Below are 22325 nucleotides of genomic sequence, written 5' to 3' on the forward strand. Positions count from 1 at the left end.
TTGAAAATTAATCTTAAAAGTATCCAAGATGTGTTACTATCGTTATTAATTGTAATAGCGACCAACTCTATATATGTAAACACAGGGGATTCAAATAAGTTAATTCCAATATTAGTATTGGTAGTTATAGTAGCAACATTTTTAGAACTGGTATCAAGCAAATTAAATTATAATTACTTTAAAATAATACTAACCACAGTACTAATTTATTTAGTTGTATGTATTACTAACGTTTTAATATCATTTAACTCTCTATCAATAAATGAAATATTATTTTATTTTTTGATAGCACCTCTTATGCTTGTTTTATTAATGTTAAAGAATTTTAATGAACAACTGTTTGATTTTTTAAATATCTTTGTGAAAATTATTTTAATTTTTGCATTAATTTCTTTAATATTTTGGACTTTCGGAAGTGTTTTAAAGGTTGTTCATCCAACAAATGTCGTCATAAATAATTGGAATGGTGGACTTCCAACTCCAAGTTATTTTAATCTATATTTTGAGACTCAAAGAATTCATTTTTGGGGAACTACCATTATTAGAAATAGTGGTATGTTTGCAGAAGCTCCAATGTGGAGTTTAATGTTAAGTTCAGCCCTTATAATTCAGGAATTATTTTTAGAAAATAGTATAAAAAGATTATTTTTATTAAGTCTGACTATTTTGACATCAGTTTCTACTACAGGGATATTTGTGATAGGATTACTATTAATTTATAGAGTCGTAATGTTGAAAAAACCTTTATTAAAGTATGTAAGTTTAATTACAATTCCAGTAGTTATATATGCGTTATTACAGGTTTGGGAAGAAAAATCTGATTCTATTTCAGCTAGTATTAGGTTTGATGATTATGTAGCAGGTTTCTTGGCTTGGAAAGAAAGTATCTTTTTTGGATCAGGTTTGGTGCTGGGGTTGAAGGCAATTGAAGCAAATATGAATACTCTTATTCGTCCTAACTTGGGGTATAGTAATAGTCTATTTGTTATTTTGGCCCAGGGAGGATTAATCTTAGGAGGATATTATTTTTATCCAGTTATAAAAATAATATTGGGTAAAAGATATTTGACAAACTATAAGATGTTTAGCTTACTATTTATTGTTTTATTGCTGACAAACATTTTTGTGGGTTCACCGTTATTTTCTTTGTATATTGGAATATTCTATTCTTTAATAAATAACCAAAGATATTTCAAAGAAATATAGAGAGTTTTTTAAATATTACTGTTAAGTAGCTATTCTTTTTAGATTAATTCTGAAATAAAAGTCTATATTGTCTCAATTTTAATTAGATAATTTACTGATCAATGGCTATTTAATAATGTATTAATAGGAGTGTCTCAAAAATTATGAAGCAAGCATATTTAATTATTGCACATAATAAGGTGGAGCAATTAAAATTTCTACTTTCATTATTAGATTATGCAAAACATGATATTTTTATTTTATTTGATAAAAAATCAACAATTACTGAAGAACAAAAAAATGAACTAACTCAAATAGTATCGAAATCAGGAGTATTTTTTACAAGGGAAATACCAATTTATTGGGGAGATTACTCTCAGGTTGAAGCAGAACTGGCACTCTTTGAAACTGCAGCAAAACAAGAACAGTATAGCATGTATCATTTATTATCAGGAGTAGATTTACCTTTGGATACTGCAGAAAATATATATAACTTTTTCGATAGCAGAAAAGAATACAACTTTTTAACGATGGTTTCTGATGAATTATATATTCGAAATAAAGTCTATGAGCGTGTAGCGTTTAAAACAATGTTTCCACATCTAACACTAAGAACTGTAAATAATAATTTTTTACGGTCAGTTTTAAAAATTTATAGAAAGTTTGAAGTTGAACTGCAAAGAATATTTAAAGTTGATTGTTTTAAAAAGTTTAATTTAGAATTGAAATATGCTTCTAATTGGTGTTCTCTTAACAAGGAGGCAGTAGATATACTACTAGAAGAAAAGAAATTAATCGCTAGCATTTTTAAGAATACCAAAGTAAATGACGAATTATTTATTCCGACAATTTTACAGAAACATCAGTTATTGAATACAGTGTATTCTATAGAACCTACAAATGATAAGCCTACCGATTTTCAAGGTAATCTTCGCTATATTAATTGGTGGGATGGAAGTCCATATACATGGACTGATTCTTCTGATGATATTGATCAATTGAAACGTGGTAAGGCTTTAGGTCATAAGTTTTCTAGAAAATTTGATTTAGAGAGAGATCTGAATCTAAAAGAAGAAATTCTAATTATCATAAATAGGACAGATTGATATGAAAGTACTAAAAAATTACGCTTATAACCTCTCTTATCAATTATTACTCATTATACTTCCAATCATTACAACTCCTTATGTGACACGTGTGTTTTCTTCAAAGGATCTAGGAACATATGGATACTTTAATTCCATTGTTAGCTATTTTATTTTGTTAGCTACTTTGGGGGTCGCTAGCTATGGGACTAAGGAGATTTCGAGTAATAGAAAAAACATCCCAAAGAATTTCTGGGGAATATATACTCTTCAATTTGGTGCGGCATCATTATCAATTCTCTTATACACTTTATTGTGTTTTGGAGTTGGTGTAATGAGAAATCCTGTTGCTTATATATTAGGAATGAGTTTGATTTCTAAAGGACTAGATATATCCTGGCTTTTTCAGGGATTGGAAGATTTTCGTAAGATAACAGTCAGAAACATATTAGTGAAGCTCGTTGGTGTAATTTCAATATTTTTATTGATAAAATCAGCGAATGATCTTTATCTTTATGTCTTTCTCTTAACGATATTTGAGTTATTGGGACAATTAAGTATGTGGTTACCTGCTCGAAAGTTTATTGGAAAACCACATTTTGACATAGATTATACTAAATATCATTTAAAGCCAATTCTTTTATTATTCCTCCCTCAGATAGCTATTTCACTATATGCAACTTTAGACCGTACGATGTTAGGAATGATATCATCTACAAATGATGTCGGGATCTATGATCAAGCATTAAAATTGATTAATATTCTATTGACTGTAGTAACTTCGTTAGGAAGTGTCATGTTGCCGAGAGTATCTAATCTCTTGGCGACAGGAAATCATAAAGCAGTTAATAAAATGCATGAGATGTCATTTATGATTTATAATTTGGTTATTTTTCCTATTATGGCAGGAATGTTAATTGTAAATGATGATTTTGTTAACTTTTTCCTCGGTAAAGATTTTCAAGACGCACGTTATGCGATAGCAATTATGATTTTTAGAATGTTTTTTATTGGGTGGACCAATATTATGGGATTTCAAATGCTAATCCCACATAATAAGAATAAAGAATATATGGTTTCAACAACTGTACCTGCGATTCTTAGTGTTGCATTGAATTTGTTATTTCTTCCTAAACTCGGATATATAGGAGCGGCAATTGTGTCTGTTTTAACAGAGGCTTTAGTTTGGGGGATACAGTTATTCTATACTCGTTCTTATTTGAGAGAAGTGCCCATTCTAGGTTCATTGATCAAAATTATAATCTCATCTGGAGTTATGTATGGTATTTTACTATTTATAAAACAATTCCTAAAGGTATCACCGATGCTTAATGTAGGACTATATGCTATTCTAGGAGCAATAATTTATGCCAGCTTGATTTTAATCTTGAAGGTCATAAATCCAAATGAGTTAAAACAACAATTATTAAAAAAATAAAGGGGTGTATTATGTACGATTATCTTATTGTCGGAGCTGGATTGTCAGGTGCAATCTTTGCTCATGAAGCAACAAAACAAGGAAAAAAAGTAAAAGTAATAGATAAACGTGACCATATTGGTGGGAACATCTATTGTGAGAACGTTGAAGGAATCAATGTTCACAAATACGGTGCGCATATCTTCCACACTTCTAACAAAGAAGTTTGGGATTATGTGAATCAGTTTGCTGAGTTTAACAACTACATTAACTCGCCAGTAGCAAACTACAAAGGTAAATTATACAATCTACCTTTCAATATGAACACTTTCTATGGATTATGGGGAACTAAGACTCCTGCAGAAGTAAAAGCGAAAATCGCAGAACAAACAGCTCATCTGCAAGATAGTGAACCTAAAAATTTAGAAGAACAAGCTATAAAACTTATTGGAACTGATGTGTATGAAACTTTAATTAAAGGTTATACAGAAAAACAATGGGGACGTAGTGCAACTGAACTACCACCATTTATCATTAAACGTCTTCCAGTACGTTTTACATTTGATAACAACTACTTCAACGATAGATACCAAGGTATTCCAATCGGTGGATATAATGTTATTATCGAAAACATGTTAAAAGGTATTGAAGTAGAATTAAATGTAGATTTCTTCGGAAATCGTGAAGAGTTAGAAGCAAGTGCGAAAAAAGTTGTATTCACAGGAATGATTGATCAATACTTCGATTATAAATATGGAGAATTAGAATACAGAAGTCTTCGTTTTGAACACGAAGTACTAGATGAAGAAAACTACCAAGGTAATGCTGTAGTAAACTACACAGAACGTGAAGTTCCTTATACTCGTATTATCGAGCACAAACACTTCGAAAAAGGTACTCAAGAAAAAACAGTTATTACACGTGAATATTCAGTAGATTGGAAACGTGGAGATGAACCATACTACCCGATCAACGACGCTAAAAATAATGAAATGTATCAAAAATATTTAGAAGAAGCAAAAGGTAAAGATGTTATCTTCTGTGGTCGTCTTGCAGATTATAAATATTATGATATGCACGTAGTAATCGAAAGAGCTCTTAATGTAGTAAGAGAAGAATTAGGTAATAATGACTAAAAATAGAATAAACTGGATAGATTTTGGGAAAGGGTTCGCAATATTTCTAGTAGTCATAGGTCATGTGTTTACTGGTTTATTTGATTCTGGGAAATTTACAAGTGATGCCAAATGGTTATCCATAGTTATTGCATTTATATATGTTTTTCATATTCCAGTATTCTTTGCTTTATCAGGATATTTTTTCAAATCTGTAGAGAATTTTAAAGAATATTATTTTTATATGAAGAAGAAAACGATAGTATTAGGATTACCGTATATATTTTATTCTATAATTCATTATGTATTACAGAAAATAGCGGGAGGATCGGTACGTGTTCCCACTACATTGTTTAATTTGATAAATATTTATAAAGAACCATTAGGAGTTGTATGGTATTTGTATACATTATGGGCACTATATTTAGTATACGGATTTTTATCAATATTTATGAAGAACAAAAACTATCTTTTTATGATTAGTATACTCGGATATATAATTACATTAGTATATATGTCAGAAATATTTTTTATAAAAAAGTTCTAGCATGGGGAGTAATTTTCATGTTGGGTTCTGTATTAAAAACAGTTAAATTTAATGATATTAGATTTAGAAACATAATTCTACTAGGAATCATATTTAATATCGTATATATTTATATAATGTATATTTTATTTAATGTAGATGGTGAAATAATAACGGACTATAACTATCCTAGATGGTGGATTATTGGATACACAGGTAATGTTATCTTATCATTTATAATTTTTCCAAAAATAGAAAAAATATCCCAAAATATTTTTAGGTATTTTAGTAAATATGGGAAAATTAGTATAGGGATTCTAATTTTCCATTCACCAATTTGTAGTATGATTCGGATTCTAATGTTAAAAATGGGAATTGGTTCTGTTTTTCTTCATATTATTATTGGTATTGTCTTGGGCTGGTATTTATCAATACTTGCAACCAATGTATTGAAGAAAATTCCATTATTGAATATTGTTTTTCTACCACATAGATATATTAAACTAAAATAAAAATTCCTTGACTACCTAATGTAGTTGAGGTTTTTTTGGTGTTATTCATATTTTTGCAAACCTAATGTTTAAAAAATAAGTTACAAAAATTCTGAAAATTCTGTTGACATGTTTGTGAAAAGAGGCTATAATGGATAGAAAGTTTTCAAAGGAGAAAAATGATGAAAAGTTCAAAATTTCTTGCCCTTGCGGGTGTTACGTTATTGGCAACTGGTGTTTTAGCTGCTTGCTCAGGCTCAGGTTCAGGTGCTAAAGGTGAGAAGACATTCTCATACATTTATGAAACAGATCCGGATAACCTGAACTACTTGACAACTGGTAAGGCTGCGACAGCAAATATCACTAGCAACGTAGTGGATGGTTTGTTAGAAAATGATCGTTACGGTAATTTTGTACCATCAATGGCCGAAGACTGGTCAGTATCTAAAGATGGTTTGACTTACACCTACACTATTCGTAAGGATGCGAAATGGTATACATCTGAAGGTGAAGAATACGCTGCAGTGAAAGCACAAGACTTTGTTACGGGTCTAAAATATGCAGCAGATAAAAAATCAGATGGCCTTTACCTTGTGCAAGAGTCAATCAAAGGCTTAGATGCTTATGTGAAAGGTGAAATCAAAGATTTCTCACAAGTCGGAATCAAGGCTCTTGATGATCAAACAGTTCAATACACCTTGAATAAACCAGAAAGTTTTTGGAATTCTAAGACAACAATGGGAGTGATGGCTCCAGTTAATGAAGAGTTCTTAAACTCTAAGGGAGACGATTTTGCCAAAGGAACAGATCCAAGTAGTATTCTCTACAATGGTCCATTCTTGCTCAAATCTATTGTAGCTAAATCTTCTGTTGAATTTGCTAAAAATCCAAACTACTGGGATAAGGACAATGTCCATATTGATAAGGTCAAATTATCATTCTGGGATGGACAAGATACCAATAAACCAACTGAAGCCTTCAAGGATGGTAGCTTCACCATGGCACGTCTCTTCCCAACTAGTGCTAGCTATCCAGAGACTGAGAAATCATTTAAAGATAACATTGTTTATACCCAACAGGATTCAACTACTTACTTGGTAGGTACTAACATTGATCGTCAGTCATATAAATTTACATCTAAGACTACAGATGAACAGAAGACATCAACTAAGAAAGCACTTCTTAACAAAGACTTCCGTCAAGCACTTGCATTTGGTTTTGACAGAACAGCCTATGCTTCACAGGTCAATGGTGCTAGTGGGGCAACTAAACTTCTTCGTAACGTGTTTGTACCACCTACATTTGTACAAGCAGATGGAAAAAACTTTGGTGAGTTAGTCAAAGAAAAATTGGGAACTTACGGAGATGAATGGAGTAATGTTAACTTAGCAGATGCTCAAGACGGTCTGTACAATCCTGAAAAAGCTAAAGCAGAATTTGCTAAGGCTAAGACTGCTCTTCAGGCAGAAGGAGTACAGTTCCCAATTCATTTGGACATGCCTGTTGATCAAACAAACACAACAAAAGTTCAACGTGTTCAATCTTTCAAACAATCAGTTGAAGCAACTTTGGGAACAGAAAATGTTGTTGTGGATATTCAACAACTTCAAAAAGACGATGTCTTGAACATTACTTACTTTGCTGAAACAGCTGCTGGCGAAGATTGGGATATCTCAGATAACGTTGGTTGGTCTCCAGACTTTGCAGACCCATCTACTTACCTTGATATCATCAAGCCATCTGTTGGAGAAAATACTAAGACTTATCTAGGATTTGATTCTGGAACTAACAATGCTGCTGCTAAGAAAGTTGGTTTGGAAGATTATGAAAAGATGGTTGTAGAAGCTGGTGAAGAAGTTGGTAACGTTTCAAAACGTTATGAAAAATATGCTGCTGCCCAAGCTTGGTTGACAGATAGTGCCTTGATCATTCCAACAACATCACAGACAGGTCGTCCAATGTTGTCTAAGATGGTACCATTCACACTTCCATTTGCTTATTCTGGAAACAAAGGAACAAGTGAAGCTCTCTTGTACAAATATCTAGAAGTACAGGATAAAGCTGTAACAGTTGATGAGTATCAAAAAGCTCAAGAAAAATGGATGAAAGAAAAAGAAGAGTCTAATAAAAAAGCTCAAGAAGAACTCGCAAAACATGTGAAGTAGATTTTAAACATCTATAGAAACAGAGTGATAGAGGATTTGGCATTCGATAGGAATGCTAAATCCTTTTTATTTTATGACGACTCCCTCTAAATGGCAGAGTATGGTTTTGCCAAAATTAAGAAAAAATTAGCAATTTTCCTAGCTTTCCTATTGCTTTATCTGCCAATATTTGTTATATTAAAAGTGCAATTATTTTTTTATAAACGTTAAGCATTGCACTTTTTAGATAGAAAGGAGTATTTTTCGAACAAAAAATGTAAACGCTTACGAAAGTTGATGAAAGGAATTAGGGGTTAATGGATAAACGATTTTTTGAAAAACGCTGCACATACAGTATTCGTAAATTTGCACTAGGTGCTGCTTCAGTTATGATTGGGGCTAGTTTTTTTGCTACTGCTCCAGTAATGGCTAACACACCAACAGTTGGCTCAACAGATAATTTGCCAAGTGAACTGGCTGATTTGGATAAAAAAGCGAGCGATAATGGACGAGAGTTCGATAAGGAAGCTGCAGTAGCAAATCCAGGTTCTGCTGAAACAACAGACGGACCAAAAACTGAAGAAGAGTTATTAGCTCTTGAAAAGAAAAACAAAGAAACTACTAACAAGTTGCCGAAAGAATTGGAAGGCAAAGTTGAAAAAGCCACTGATAATGGTAAAGAGGTAAATAAAGACCAATTAGCACAAGATACTGGTAGTCTAGTTCCTGAAGATGTTGCCAAAACAAAAAATGGAGAATTGAACTATGGCGCTACTGTTAAGATTAAGACTCCATCAGGAGAAGGTAGTGGTATTGTCATTGGTAAGGATCTTGTTTTGACTGTTTCTCACAACTTTATCAAGGATCAACAAGATGGAAATATCCGTAAAGTTGTGGATAATGATAAAGGGGATGGCGATATTTTTAGTATATCCTACCCTGGTTTAGATGATGTAAAATTTAGTAAAAAAGATGTGATTCACTGGGATCGGGATGGCTATCTAAAGGGTTATAAGAACGATTTGGCTCTTGTAAGATTGCGTACAGTTCTTGAAAATGCTCCTGTAGAAGTTACTGAAAAGCCAGTTGTTAAGAAAGTTGGGGATAAAGTCAATATGTTTGGCTATCCTGCTGGTAAGTTGGCACCAGTTATTAACAGTGCTGTGGATTTTGCTGAATCTTATGGTGAAGGTGTTCAAGGAGTTGGTTATCAAGGTGGACAACCAGGTGCTAGCGGTGGCGGTATCTTTGACACGGATGGTAAATTGATTGGGGTTCATCAAAATGGTGTGGTTGGAGTTCGTAGTGGAGGCATCCTTTTCTCTCCAGCTCAATTAAAATGGATTCAAGATCATATTAAGGGAATCTCTAGTTCAAAACCTGCGAATTTAGAAGAAACTGAAAAACCAGTTGAAGAAAAGCCAAAAGCAGATAAGCCGAAAGAAGAAAAACCAGCAACAGCTAAGCCAGAGGCAGCAAAGGAAGTCACTCCAGAATGGCAAACTGTTGCAAGAAAAGAACAGCAAGGGACTGTTGCTATTCGTGAAGAAAATGGTGTTCGTTACAATAAGTTGTCTTCAACAGATCAAAATGACAATGCCAGCAAACCAGCCTTGTTTGAAAAACAAGGATTGACTGTGGATGCAAATGGTAATGCGAATGTAGATCTCACTTTCAAAGAAGAATCTGAAACAGGCAAATCACGTTTTGGTGTTTTCTTGAAATTTAAAGATACAAATAATAATGTCTTTGTTGGATATGACAAAGAAGGTTGGTTCTGGGAATATAAGACACCAGGTAATAGCACATGGTATCAGGGAGGTCGTGTTGCAGCTCCAGTAAACGGCTCAGTGAATCATCTGACTATTAGTCTAAAATCAGATGGTCAGCTAAATGCGACAAATAATGATGTAAAACTCTTTGATACGGTTACTTTGCCAGCTGCTGTTAATGAAAATCTTAAAAATGAAAAGAAAATTTTACTTAAAGCTGGTACATATGGTACTGAAAAAACAGTTGTAAATGTTAAGACTGACAATCAGGATGGAGTGCAAACTACTGAAGCCACTGCTGAAAAAGAAACTGGAGCGGTAGTAGATGACAGTAAAGTAACTTATGATACCATCCAGTCTAAAGTGCTGAAAGCGGTGATTGACCAAGCCTTTCCACGTGTCAAGGAATATACCTTGAATGGTCATACTTTGCCAGGACAGGTTCAACAGTTCAAGCAAGTCTTGATCAATAACCACAAAATCACTCCAGAGGTTACTTATAAGAAAATTAATGAAACAACTGCAGAATATGAAATGAAACTCCGTGATGAGGCTAATCTTATTAATGCGGATATGACAGTTCGTCTGCAAGTTGTGGACAATCAATTACATTTTGATGTAACTAAGATTGTCAACCACAATCAAGTCACGCCAGGTCAAAAGATTGACGACGAAAGAAAATTACTCTCTACTATTAGTTTTCTTGGTAATGCTTTAGTCTCTGTTTCAAGTGACCAAGCTGGTGCTAAGTTTGATGGGGCAACTATGTCAAACAATACGCATGTCAGTGGGGATGACCATATTGAAGTAACCAATCCAATGAAGGATTTGGCTAAGGGTTACATGTATGGATTTGTTTCGACAGATAAGCTTGCTGCAGGTGTTTGGAGTAATTCTCAAAACAGCTACGGTGGTGGCTCTAATGACTGGACTCGTTTGACAGCCTATAAAGAAACAGTCGGAAATGCCAACTATGTCGGAATTCATAGCTCTGAGTGGCAATGGGAAAAAGCTTATAAGGGCATTGTCTTCCCAGAATATACAAAAGAACTTCCAAGTGCCAAGGTTGTGATCACTGAAGATGCCAATGCGGATAAGAAAGTGGACTGGCAAGATGGTGCCATTGCTTATCGTAGCATCATGAACAACCCTCAAGGTTGGGAAAAAGTCAAGGATATCACGGCTTACCGTATCGCGATGAACTTTGGTTCACAAGCACAAAACCCATTCCTTATGACCTTGGATGGTATTAAGAAGATCAATCTCCATACAGATGGTCTTGGACAAGGTGTTCTCCTTAAAGGTTATGGTAGTGAAGGTCATGACTCTGGTCACTTAAACTATGCTGATATTGGTAAACGTATTGGTGGTGTCGAAGATTTCAAAGCTTTGATTGAGAAAGCGAAGAAATATGGAGCTCATCTAGGTATCCACGTCAACGCTTCTGAAACTTATCCTGAGTCTAAATACTTTAACGAAAATATTCTTCGTAAGAATCCAGATGGTAGCTACAGCTACGGCTGGAACTGGCTAGACCAAGGTATCAACATTGATGCTGCTTATGACTTGGCGCATGGTCGCTTAGCTCGCTGGGAAGAATTGAAGAACAAACTTGGTGAAGGTCTCGACTTTATCTATGTGGACGTTTGGGGCAATGGCCAATCAGGTGATAATGGAGCCTGGGCTACCCACGTTCTTGCTAAAGAAATTAATAAGCAAGGTTGGCGCTTTGCAATCGAGTGGGGCCATGGTGGTGAATACGACTCGACATTCCAACACTGGGCAGCTGACTTGACCTATGGTGGCTACACTAATAAAGGTATCAATAGTGCCATCACGCGCTTTATCCGCAACCACCAAAAAGATTCTTGGGTTGGGGATTACAGAAGTTACGGTGGTGCAGCTGACTATCCACTTCTAGGTGGTTACAGCATGAAAGACTTTGAAGGTTGGCAAGGACGAAGCGACTATAATGGTTATGTCACAAACTTGTTTGCTCATGATGTCATGACCAAGTACTTCCAACACTTCACTGTAAGCAAGTGGGAAAATGGTACACCAGTCACTATGTCTGATAATGGTAGCACCTATAAATGGACTCCAGAAATGCGAGTGGAATTGGTAGATGCTGACAACAATAAAGTAGTTGTGACTCGTAAGTCAAACGATGTCAATAGTCCACAATACCGTGAACGTACAGTAACTCTCAACGGACGTGTCATCCAAGATGGTTCAGCTTACTTGACTCCTTGGAACTGGGATGCAAATGGTAAGAAACTTCCTACTGATAAGGAAAAAATGTACTACTTCAATACGCAGGCCGGTGCAACAACTTGGACCCTTCCGAACGATTGGGCAAATAGCAAGGTTTACCTTTACAAGCTAACTGACCAAGGTAAGATAGAAGAGCAAGAATTAACTGTAAAAGATGGCAAGATTACCCTAGACCTTCTAGCAAATCAACCATACGTTCTCTACCGTTCAAAACAAACCAATCCTGAAATGTCATGGAGTGAAGGTATGCATATCTATGACCAAGGATTTAACAGCGGAACCTTGAAACACTGGACTATTTCTGGTGATGCTTCTAAGGCAGAAATTGTCAAATCACAAGGTGCAAATGAAATGCTTCGTATCCAAGGCAATAAGAGCACAGTCAGCCTTACTCAGAAACTGACTGGCTTGAAACCAAATACTAAGTATGCTGTTTATGTCGGTGTTGATAACCGTAGTAATGCTAAGGCAAGTATCACAGTAAATACTGGTGAAAAAGAAGTGACTAGCTATACCAATAAGTCACTAGCTCTTAACTATGTTAAGGCCTATGCCCATAATACTCGTCGTGACAATGCTACAGTTGACGATACAAGTTACTTCCAAAACATGTATGCCTTCTTTACAACAGGTTCAGATGTATCAAATGTCACTCTTACTTTGAGTCGTGAAGCTGGTGATGAAGCAACTTACTTTGATGAAATTCGTACCTTTGAAAATAATTCAAGTATGTACGGAGATAATCATGATACAGCTAAAGGAACATTTAAACAAGACTTTGAAAATGTCGCTCAAGGTATTTTCCCATTTGTAATTGGTGGTATCGAAGGAGTTGAGGATAATCGTACTCACTTATCTGAAAAACATGATCCATATACACAACGTGATTGGAATGGTAAGAAAGTCGATGATGTTATCGAAGGAAATTGGTCATTGAAGACAAATGGGCTAGTTAGCCGTCGTAACTTGGTTTACCAAACAATTCCTCAAAACTTCCGTTTTGAAGCTGGTAAGACTTATCGTGTAACCTTTGAATACGAAGCAGGCTCTGACAATACCTACGCCTTTGTAGTCGGTAAGGGAGAATTCCAATCAGGACGTCGCGGTAATCAAGCAAGCAATTTGGAAATGCATGAATTGCCAAATACTTGGACAGATTCTAAGAAAGCTAAGAAGGTAACCTTCCTTGTAACAGGTGCAGAAACAGGCGATACTTGGGTTGGTATCTACTCAACTGGTAACGCAAGCAATACTCGTGGAGATTCTGGTGGGAATGCGAACTTCCGTGGCTACAATGACTTCATCATGGATAAACTTCAAATCGAGGAAGTCACTCTAACTGGTAAGATGTTGACAGAAAATGCTCTGAAGAACTATTTGCCAACGGTTGCTATGACCAACTATACCAAGGAATCTATGGATGCTTTGAAGGAGGCTGTCTTTAACCTCAGCCAAGCAGATGATGACATTAGTGTAGAAGAAGCGCGTGCTGAAATTGCTAAGATTGACGCTCTGAAGAATGCATTGGTACAAAAGAAAACAGCCTTGGTAGCAGAAGACTTTGAAAGTTTGAATGCTCCAGCTCAAGCGGGAGAAGATTTGGCCAATGCCTTTGATGGTAACTTGTCAAGTCTATGGCATACGTCTTGGAATGGTGGAGATGTTGGCAAACCTGCAACTATGGTATTGAAAGAAGCGACAGAAATCACTGGATTCCGTTATGTGCCACGTGGATCAGGTTCAAATGGTAACTTGCGTGATGTGAAACTGGTTGTGACAGATGAGTCTGGTAAAGAACATACTTTCACTGCAACTGATTGGCCAGATAACAATAAACCAAAAGACATTGACTTTGGTAAGATAATCAAGGCTAAGAAAATTGTTTTGATAGGTACTAAGACTTATGGAGACGGTGGTGATAGATATCAAGCCGCTGCTGAGTTGATTTTTAGTCGTCCACAGGTTGCAGAAACAACTCTTGATTTGTCAGGTTATGAAACAGCTTTATCAAAAGCTCAAAAATTAACCAGCAAAGAGAATCAAGAGGAAGTAGCAAGTGTAGTAGCTAGCATGAAATATGCTACGGATAACCATCTCTTGACTGAAAGAATGGTTGCCTACTTTGCAGAATATCTCAACCAACTACAAGATCAGACTGCTAAACCAGATGCTCCTACAAGTAGCAAAGGTGAGGAAGGAGCACCAATTCTTGAAGTGCCTGAGTATAAAGGCCCGCTTGGAACAGCAGGTGAAGAAGCAGCTGTCAATGAAGTTCCAGAATACAAAGGTGGAGCCAATGCAGTAGAGGCCTTAGTTCATGAATTGCCAGAATATAAAGGCGGTGCGAATGCAGTAGAAGCGGCTATTAATGAAGTTCCAGAATACAAAGGTGGAGCCAATGCAGTAGAGGCCTTAGTTCATGAATTGCCAGAATATAAAGGTGGCGCTAATGCAGTAGAAGCGGCTATTAATGAAGTTCCAGAATACAAAGGTGGGGCGAATGCAGTAGAAGCCTTAGTTCATGAATTGCCAGAATATAAAGGCGGCGCTAATGCAGTAGAAGCTTTGGTAAACGAAAAGCCAGCCTACACAGGACTATTGGCTACAGCAGGCGATCAAGCAGCACCAACTATTGACAAACCTGAGTATCAGATTAGTCAATTGGAGCAAGGAAAACTTGCAGAGTCTAAAACTTCAGTTCCAACAGAAAATCAGAAGAGATTGCCAGAAACGGGAGAAAGCCAATCTGATACAGCTATCTTCCTAGCTAGCATCAGTCTCGCTTTATCTGCTGCTGTCCTTGCGACAAAACATAAAAAAAATTAAAGAAGACTGGATTTTAGAATTTACCGGAACTAGAATTCAGACAGAAATAACTTAGTTGGAGAGAGCCTCTAGGTTCTCTCCATTTTTAAATGGGAAATGAGACCGCTTACTGTAATAAGTGGATGAAAGGAATAGGAGAAAAATGGATAGACATTTTTTTGAAAGACGCTGTCACTATAGTATTCGAAAATTTGCAATTGGTGCAGCCTCTGTAATGATCGGTGCTAGTATCTTTGGTGCAAATGTAGTGCAGGCTGCTGAGACAGTTGGAACACCTGAGAAAGAAGGAACTATCACACAAGCTCAGCCCCTAGATAAGTTGCCGGACGATTTAGCAGCTGTTTTAAAGAAAGCTGAATCAGAAGCAACGGCAGATGCAGGACATGAAGAAAATCATGAAAATACTGCAGGAACAAGTCCTGCAGCAACTGAAGAAACAAGCCCAGCAACAACTCCAACAGCTCCCAAACCAGCTGAGACTCTGAAGCCGATTGAAACACCAAAAGCAGATTCTAAACCTGTAGAACCAGCTACACCTACAATCAAACCAGTTGAAAAGCAAATTGAAGATAGAGAAGATCGTAACCACTTAGAAGGTGTCACTGTCCAAGCAAACGACTCAGAAACTGGTACTCCTTTTACTGCTGACAAGGCAGTAGATGGGGATCCTGATACTCGTTGGGCAACAAATCCAAATATTAACAAACCAACTTTCGAATTAACTCTTCCCAAGACTACACTTATTAGACATGTGGAAATTGATTGGGATCGTCGTGTTCGCAATGGGCAAAATGACCCTAATATCAAATCATGGAGCCTCTACTATGCAGGTCAAGATGATGTAAATGCTAGTGGAGAAAAACAATGGAAGCTAGCTCATACCAAGACTGGAGAACCTGTTTTAGATGAGAAAGTTGACTTAGCCAATAGTATTCAAGCTAAATATCTCAAGTTAGAAATCAATGACTATCAAGCGGGCACAATGGGCTGGAGAAATGTTGGTATTCAAGAAATTCGAGCTTATTCGAATATTCCTGATACAAGTAAGGTAACGGATATCCGTCAGGTTACAGAATTGACTATAGCTAAAGACGGACAGTCTCTTGTCTTGCCAACTCTACCAGGAAAAGTCAGTCTCATCGGTAGCAACAAACAAGGTGTGATTGACCTTCAAAATCATATTTATAAACCTTTGACTGATCAACGCGTTAAGGTTATGGTAGAGCAAATTAAAGATTCACATACCTTTACTAAAGAATTTGAAGTAGTCATCAAAGGACTACATCAGGACGAAGGTGTGGGTGTCAAACCAAAAGTAGCACCAGCTGTTCAACAATGGTATGGAAAAGAAGGTCAATCTTCTATCACTTCAGATACAGTTCTTGCGACGGGGGATTCCGGCTTTGAACAAGCAGCAACCTTCTACCAGTCAGATCTTGCTAGTCGTGGATTGGAACTGGCGACAGGTGACAAGCAGGCTCAAAAACGAATTGAATTTAAAAAAGTTGAAAACAAGGGTTATGGTAAGGAAGGTTATGGCATCACTATCCAAGATGGTGTCATTACCATCGAAGCTGCAACGAACACAGGAGCCTTTTACGCCACTCGTACTCTTCTTCAAATGGGGGAAAGTAATCTCCAAAATGGAGAAATTCGTGATTTCCCAAGTTTCAGCCACCGTGGCTTTATGCTAGATACAGGTCGTAAATTTATTCCTTATGACACCCTTGTAGACATCATGCTCAATATGGCTTACTACAAGATGAACGACTTGCAGTTGCACCTCAACGATAACTATATCTTCCTAAAGGAACACTTGGCAGGTAAGAACCTAACACAAGAAGAAGAGCTTAAGTATGTTCTAGAACATGCTAAGACAGGTTTCCGTGTAGAGACAGATATTGTCGGTAAGAATGGTCAAAAATTAACATCAGATGAGCACTATACTAAAGAAGAGATGCAAAATCTGATTAAACTTGCTAAGGCCTTGCATATCAATCTAGTACCAGAAATTGACACGCCAGGTCATGCACTATCATTTGTCAAAGTTCGCCCTGACCTCATGTATCAAGGTAGCCTGAGCGATTACAGAGGTAAACATAACGTAGAGCGCGTAGCCATGCTCGATCTAGATAATAAATACGATGAAACGCTGGCTTTTGTCAAATCAGTTTATGACAAACTCCTAGATGGACCAGATGCACCGCTTCATGGCGTATCTACTGTTCATATCGGAACGGATGAATACTACGGAAGTAGAGAAAGCTATCGTCGTTATGTCAATGACCTTATTAAATACATTAAAGGGAAAGGCTATACACCTCGTATTTGGGGATCGCTCAGTGCGAAACGAGGTAAAACAGCGGTTGATTGGAAAGATGTAGAAGTTGATATCTGGAGTATTGGCTGGCAGCAACCAAAAGAAGCTATTGCTCAAGGAGCTAAGATTATTAATATCACAGATATCCCAACATATAGCGTTCCGAATGGAGATAATCGTCAAGCTGCTTATGGTGATTATGCTAACTATGAAACTCAATATAATGGTTGGACACCAAACGATTTCAGAACTGGTCATGGCCCACTTCTAGAAGCATCAAATCCAAATATAATTGGTGGTGGCCACGCAGTTTGGAATGACAATATCGACCTTCATGAGACAGGTTTGACATCTTATGATATCTTTAAACGCTTCTTCAAGAGCATGCAAACAACTGCAGAACGTACTTGGGGATCTGACCGTGCGGCAGCGACATTTGCAGAACGTATCCTACCAGCGAGCCCTTATGCGCCACAGTCAAATCCTGACAGAGCGATTGATCAAAGTGATTTGTTTACTATCAATTCTGAAACTGTGAAAAACTATGCAAGTAAGAAAGTAAAAGCATCTGATCAAGGTTTAGCATTTGACAAAGACAGTAGTATTGAAGGCTTAGCTGGTGATGTTGGTCCAAGTCATGTCTTGAAGTTTGATGTAACTGTCACTGGAGACGGTGAACAAACCTTCTCAACAAGTGGAGACAACCGTATCTATCTAGCTGATAAAGACGGCTATCTTGCTTATCAATTTGAACAGTTCCATATCCAGTTCAAGAAAAAACTTGAAAAGAACAAACGTTATCAAATCTCTATTGTGACTAAACCACAATCAACGGAATTCTATGTGGATGGTGAGAAGATTGAACGTATCGCAAATCCAGATCACCCTCGCTTTGCTCACAATAGCTTGGTTCTCCCGCTTGAAAGCATCGGTGGGTTCAAAGGAATTTTACATAGTGCAGAGTTGTCAGATAAACCATTTGTAAATCCTCGTTTGATTCCAACAGATCATTTCACAGTTTCTGCAACTAGTCAAGAAACACCAGGAACAGCGACTGAAGGCACTGTTGAAAAAGCCTTTGACAATGATCCAAACACCTTCTGGCATACTAAATGGACTGGTGATACTGCTCCGTACACTCTTTCTATGACTTTGAAAGAAGCAGAAAAAGTCAATGGTTTGACTTATCTTCCACGTCCAGGTGGTGGAAATGGAGTCGTGACTCGCTACGAGATCTATGCACAAAAAGATGGCCAAATGGTCAAGGTTTCAGAAGGAAACTGGGACAACAATACCCAAGAAAAAACAGTCAACTTTGCTCCTGTTCAGACTAACAAGGTTGAGTTGAAAGTTCTAGCAGGTGTTGGGGGCTTTGCAAGTGCAGCTGAAGTTCATCTATTGAAACCTATCAAAGAGGGACAAGAAACACCAGAACCAGAACAACCATCTACACCTGAAACTCCAAAAGTAGAACAAACAGGTGATGGAACAGTTGAACTAGCGGATCAATTCACAGCAAGCAAACCAGCTAGCGAAGACAGCATTGTGGCTGCCAGCAAGAGCGCAGACTATCTCAAGAAAGAGTACAAAGTTTTCCCAACTCCACAAAAAGTGACTTATGGAGAAGGAGTAACAGCTCTTCGTAAGCAAGTCAATCTGGTAATGGGAGATCAACTCGATGTCTATACTCGTAATCGCTTGAAGAGTGTCTTGCAGGACAATCAAGTATCCTACACTACTAGTCAATCAGCAGTTGCTGGCGCAACTAATATCTATCTTGGAGTGCATGGACGAGGCTCACAAGCAGAACAAAACTTGTCCAAGGTTTCAGCAGGTCTCTTTGATAAGATTGATGCCTATGCTTTGACCATCAAGGACAACTCAATTTCCATCGTCGGAAAAGACACAGATGCGGTCTTCTATGGTTTGACAACTTTGAAACACATGCTCAAAGAAAGTCAAGTTCCAGTTCTTCGCAATGTGACAGTGGAAGATTACGCTGAAATCAAGAACCGTGGTTTCATCGAAGGTTACTATGGAAATCCATGGTCTAATGCAGATCGTGCTGAACTCATGCGTTTTGGTGGCGATTTGAAATTGACCCAATACTTCTTCGCACCAAAAGATGATCCATATCACAACAAGAAATGGCGTGAACTATACCCAGAAGAAAAACTAGCTGAAATTCGTGAACTTGCTCGCGTCGGAAATCAAAGTAAAACTCGCTATGTCTGGACCATTCATCCATTCATGAACAACCGTATCCGCTTTGGTAATGAAGCGCATTACCAAGAAGATTTGGCAACCATCAAGGCCAAATTTACTCAGTTGATGAAAGTGGGTGTCCGTGAATTTGGTATTCTAGCCGATGATGCCCCAAGCCCAGTTGGAGGCTATAATAGCTACAACCGCTTGATGCAGGATATGACCAACTGGTTGACAGAAATGCAAGGAACTTATAGCGGTCTTCGCAAAGAAATGATCTTTGTTCCAGGTCAGTATTGGGGTAATGGGCGTGAAGCAGAGTTGAAATCTCTAAATGAAAATCTCCCAAGTTCAACATCTATGACCTTGACGGGTGGTAAGATTTGGGGTGAAGTTTCTGAAGGTTTCTTATCAACTCTCAAGAACAATCTAACTGCAGGTGGTAAAACTTATCGTCCAGTATCACTTTGGGTGAACTGGCCAGTTACAGATAACTCTAAACAACACTTGATTCTAGGTGGTGGTGAGAAATTCCTTCATCCGAATGTAGATCCAAGCTTACTATCCGGTATCATGTTGAATCCAATGCAACAGTCTGAACCATCTAAGATTGCCCTCTTTGCTGGAGCCCAATATACATGGAAACAGTGGAAATCAGAAGAAGAAGCTAAGAAACTCAATGACATTGCCTTCAACTTTGTTGAAAATGGTCATTTTGAAGATAGCAAGGTATCAGCAGCCTTCCGCGAACTCGGTAAGCATATGATCAATCAAAACATGGACGGTCGTGTAGTAAAACTTGAAGAATCAGTTGAATTGGCTCCAAAATTGACAGACTTCATGACTAAGCTCAAAGCGGGTCAGGATGTAACTGCAGAGCGTGTAGCCTTGCGTGCAGAATTTGCCAAGATTAAAGAAGCAGCTGAACTTTATAAAGCATCAGGTGATAAAAAAATGGTTGCACAGATCCACTATTGGTTGGATAATGCAATTGACCAAATGAATGCCCTTGATGCCTTCCTAACAGGCACAGAGGCTATGGCTACAAATGATGCAGCCAAACTTTGGGATAGCTACTATAAAGGTTTGAAATTGTACGAACAGTCTCAAACTCATACCTTCCATTATGTAGACCATCTTGAAAAGGCTGAATTGGGTGTTCAACATATCCGTCCATTTATCCTAGCTTTGAAAGAAGTTCTAGCGTCTGAAGTTCAAAAAGTCTTGCACCCTGACAAAATAATCAGCACCTTTATTACCAATCGAACAGGTGTAGAAGGTGGTTTGGCAGAAGTAACGGATGGTGACTTGGCAACTCATGCCTTGATTAAATCACCAAATAGTATCAAGACAGGTGATTATATCGGCATGAAATTCAACAAACCGGTAGATATCCAAACCTTGACCTTTGCTATGGGAACTCAGGCAAATCCACGTGATACATTTAGCAAGGCTGAAGTTCAGTATTTGGATGAAAATGATAACTGGGTAAGTTTGAAAGAACCAACTTATGTTGGTAATGAGTCACTTGTTCAGTTTGAAAATCTTAACATCAAAGCTAAAGCAGTACGTATGATTGCTACAGAAGATCGTGATGACACCTGGTTTGCAGTTCGCGAGATTGCAGTAAATCGTCCAGTAGAGAACGCTCGTAAACAACAAACTGCTACAATTAGCCTCAGCTCAAATCTAGTTTATAAATTGAGAACATCAGCAAGTCAAATTACTGATGGTAAAGATAATACAGAAGCTATGATGGCAAATGCTGATGGCAGCAATACGACTCCAGTAGATGCCTGGGCACAACTTGACCTAGGTGAAGTCAAGTCAGTCACTAAAGTTCGTCTTCGCCAAGGAACTGGCGATAAACTTGCCGCAGGTGTACTTGAGTACTCTACAGATGGATCTGCATGGCAAGAGTTAGATCGCCTATCAGGAGAACAAACTAAGGAAGTGACTAGAGCTATCAATGCTCGTTACATCCGAGTACGCAATACCAAGGCAAGTGACCTTTGGTGGCGTATCCAAGACTTCTCTGTTGAGACACGTTCTGGAAATAGCGACTTAACAGACACCAACGTGGATGCCTTGAAGGAAACACCAGTAGTGGATAGCTTGGGCAGTTACGAGCTTCAGATTCCAGCTGGAACTAAACTTCCTGCCAATAGTTATCTAGGTATGAAGCTTGACCGAATCCATCAAGTTAACAGTATCCAGCTCCAAGGTCAAACCAACCCAGCACTCAGTCTAGAGTATTCTGTAAATGCGCAAGAATGGACACCAGCTAGCCAATTGACAGACAGATCTGTCGCAACCCACTTGGTACGTTACGTTCGTCTTGTTAATAAAACAGATCAAGAGCAGGATGTTCTATCTACTTCTCTCCTTGTGACAACCAAAGAAGTGCAACCAACCAAACTAGAATCTACAACTATGGGCATTCATCCAACATACGGAAGTAATGATGTTCGTAAGATTAATAACCTCGATCAATTGTTTGATGGTGTGTACAACAACTTCGTTGAGTTTTCAGACTATGCCCATAAAGATGGTCATGTAACCTTGAAACTTGGTAGCGAACGCACTATCAAGAAGATCAGAGCCTACATCCAAGACGGAACTCAAAACTATCTTCGTGATGGTAAAATCCAAGTCAGCCAAGACGGTAAAACTTGGACGGATGTTGTGACAGTGGGAGATGGTGTAGCCAATAGTACACACGATGATTCATTGACAGATGGTTGGACACATGATTCTAAGATGCCAGGAAATCGTTACATCGAGGGTGAATTGACGACACCAGTCAAAGCAAACTATCTTCGTGTCCTCTATACAGCTGACTATGATGCTCGTTTTGTAGGATTTACAGAATTGGTGATCAATGATGGCGAATTTGTCAAACCAATCAATGATCCAACTGTAGAAGGAAACGGTGGCGAAAGCCGAGGCAACTTCTATACTAATC

The 22325-nt window shown here is 37.6% G+C and carries 9 protein-coding genes; all 9 read left to right on the top strand.

The window, feature by feature from the left end; translation table 11 throughout:
- Positions 1-1206: an O-antigen ligase family protein gene (locus D8845_RS03120; protein WP_221762777.1), complete on the top strand. Its 1206-nt coding sequence runs from the start codon at positions 1-3 to the stop codon at positions 1204-1206.
- 143 nt (positions 1207-1349) lie between these two features.
- Complete coding sequence (locus tag D8845_RS03125) at positions 1350-2291, top strand: beta-1,6-N-acetylglucosaminyltransferase (protein WP_125452437.1); 942 nt, start codon at positions 1350-1352, stop codon at positions 2289-2291.
- Between the two features lies 1 nt (position 2292).
- Positions 2293-3708, top strand: coding sequence for a flippase (locus D8845_RS03130; RefSeq protein ID WP_125452438.1), 1416 nt, complete (start codon positions 2293-2295; stop codon positions 3706-3708).
- A gap of 11 nt (positions 3709-3719) precedes the next feature.
- Positions 3720-4823 carry a UDP-galactopyranose mutase gene (gene glf / locus D8845_RS03135; RefSeq protein WP_125452439.1) on the top strand — a complete coding sequence of 368 codons (1104 nt, stop codon included), beginning with the start codon at positions 3720-3722 and terminating at the stop codon, positions 4821-4823.
- Positions 4816-5349 carry an acyltransferase family protein gene (locus D8845_RS10430; RefSeq protein WP_260467929.1) on the top strand — a complete coding sequence of 178 codons (534 nt, stop codon included), beginning with the start codon at positions 4816-4818 and terminating at the stop codon, positions 5347-5349. The genes glf and D8845_RS10430 overlap by 8 nt, the downstream gene beginning before the upstream one ends.
- Positions 5350-5366: 17 nt before the next feature.
- Positions 5367-5840, top strand: a complete 474-nt coding sequence (locus D8845_RS10435) for an O-acetyltransferase (protein ID WP_260467930.1) — start codon at positions 5367-5369, stop codon at positions 5838-5840.
- A gap of 161 nt (positions 5841-6001) precedes the next feature.
- Positions 6002-7984, top strand: a complete 1983-nt coding sequence (locus D8845_RS03145; RefSeq protein WP_125452440.1) for a peptide ABC transporter substrate-binding protein — start codon at positions 6002-6004, stop codon at positions 7982-7984.
- Between the two features lie 296 nt (positions 7985-8280).
- Positions 8281-14835, top strand: a complete 6555-nt coding sequence (locus D8845_RS03150; protein WP_125452441.1) for a SpGH101 family endo-alpha-N-acetylgalactosaminidase — start codon at positions 8281-8283, stop codon at positions 14833-14835.
- 142 nt (positions 14836-14977) lie between these two features.
- On the top strand, positions 14978-22325 hold a 7348-nt coding region (locus tag D8845_RS03155), incomplete at its 3' end, for a beta-N-acetylglucosaminidase domain-containing protein (RefSeq protein ID WP_125452442.1).

This window comes from Streptococcus mitis, from assembly GCF_003942865.1.
Classification (GTDB): Bacteria; Bacillota; Bacilli; order Lactobacillales; family Streptococcaceae; genus Streptococcus; species Streptococcus mitis_BI.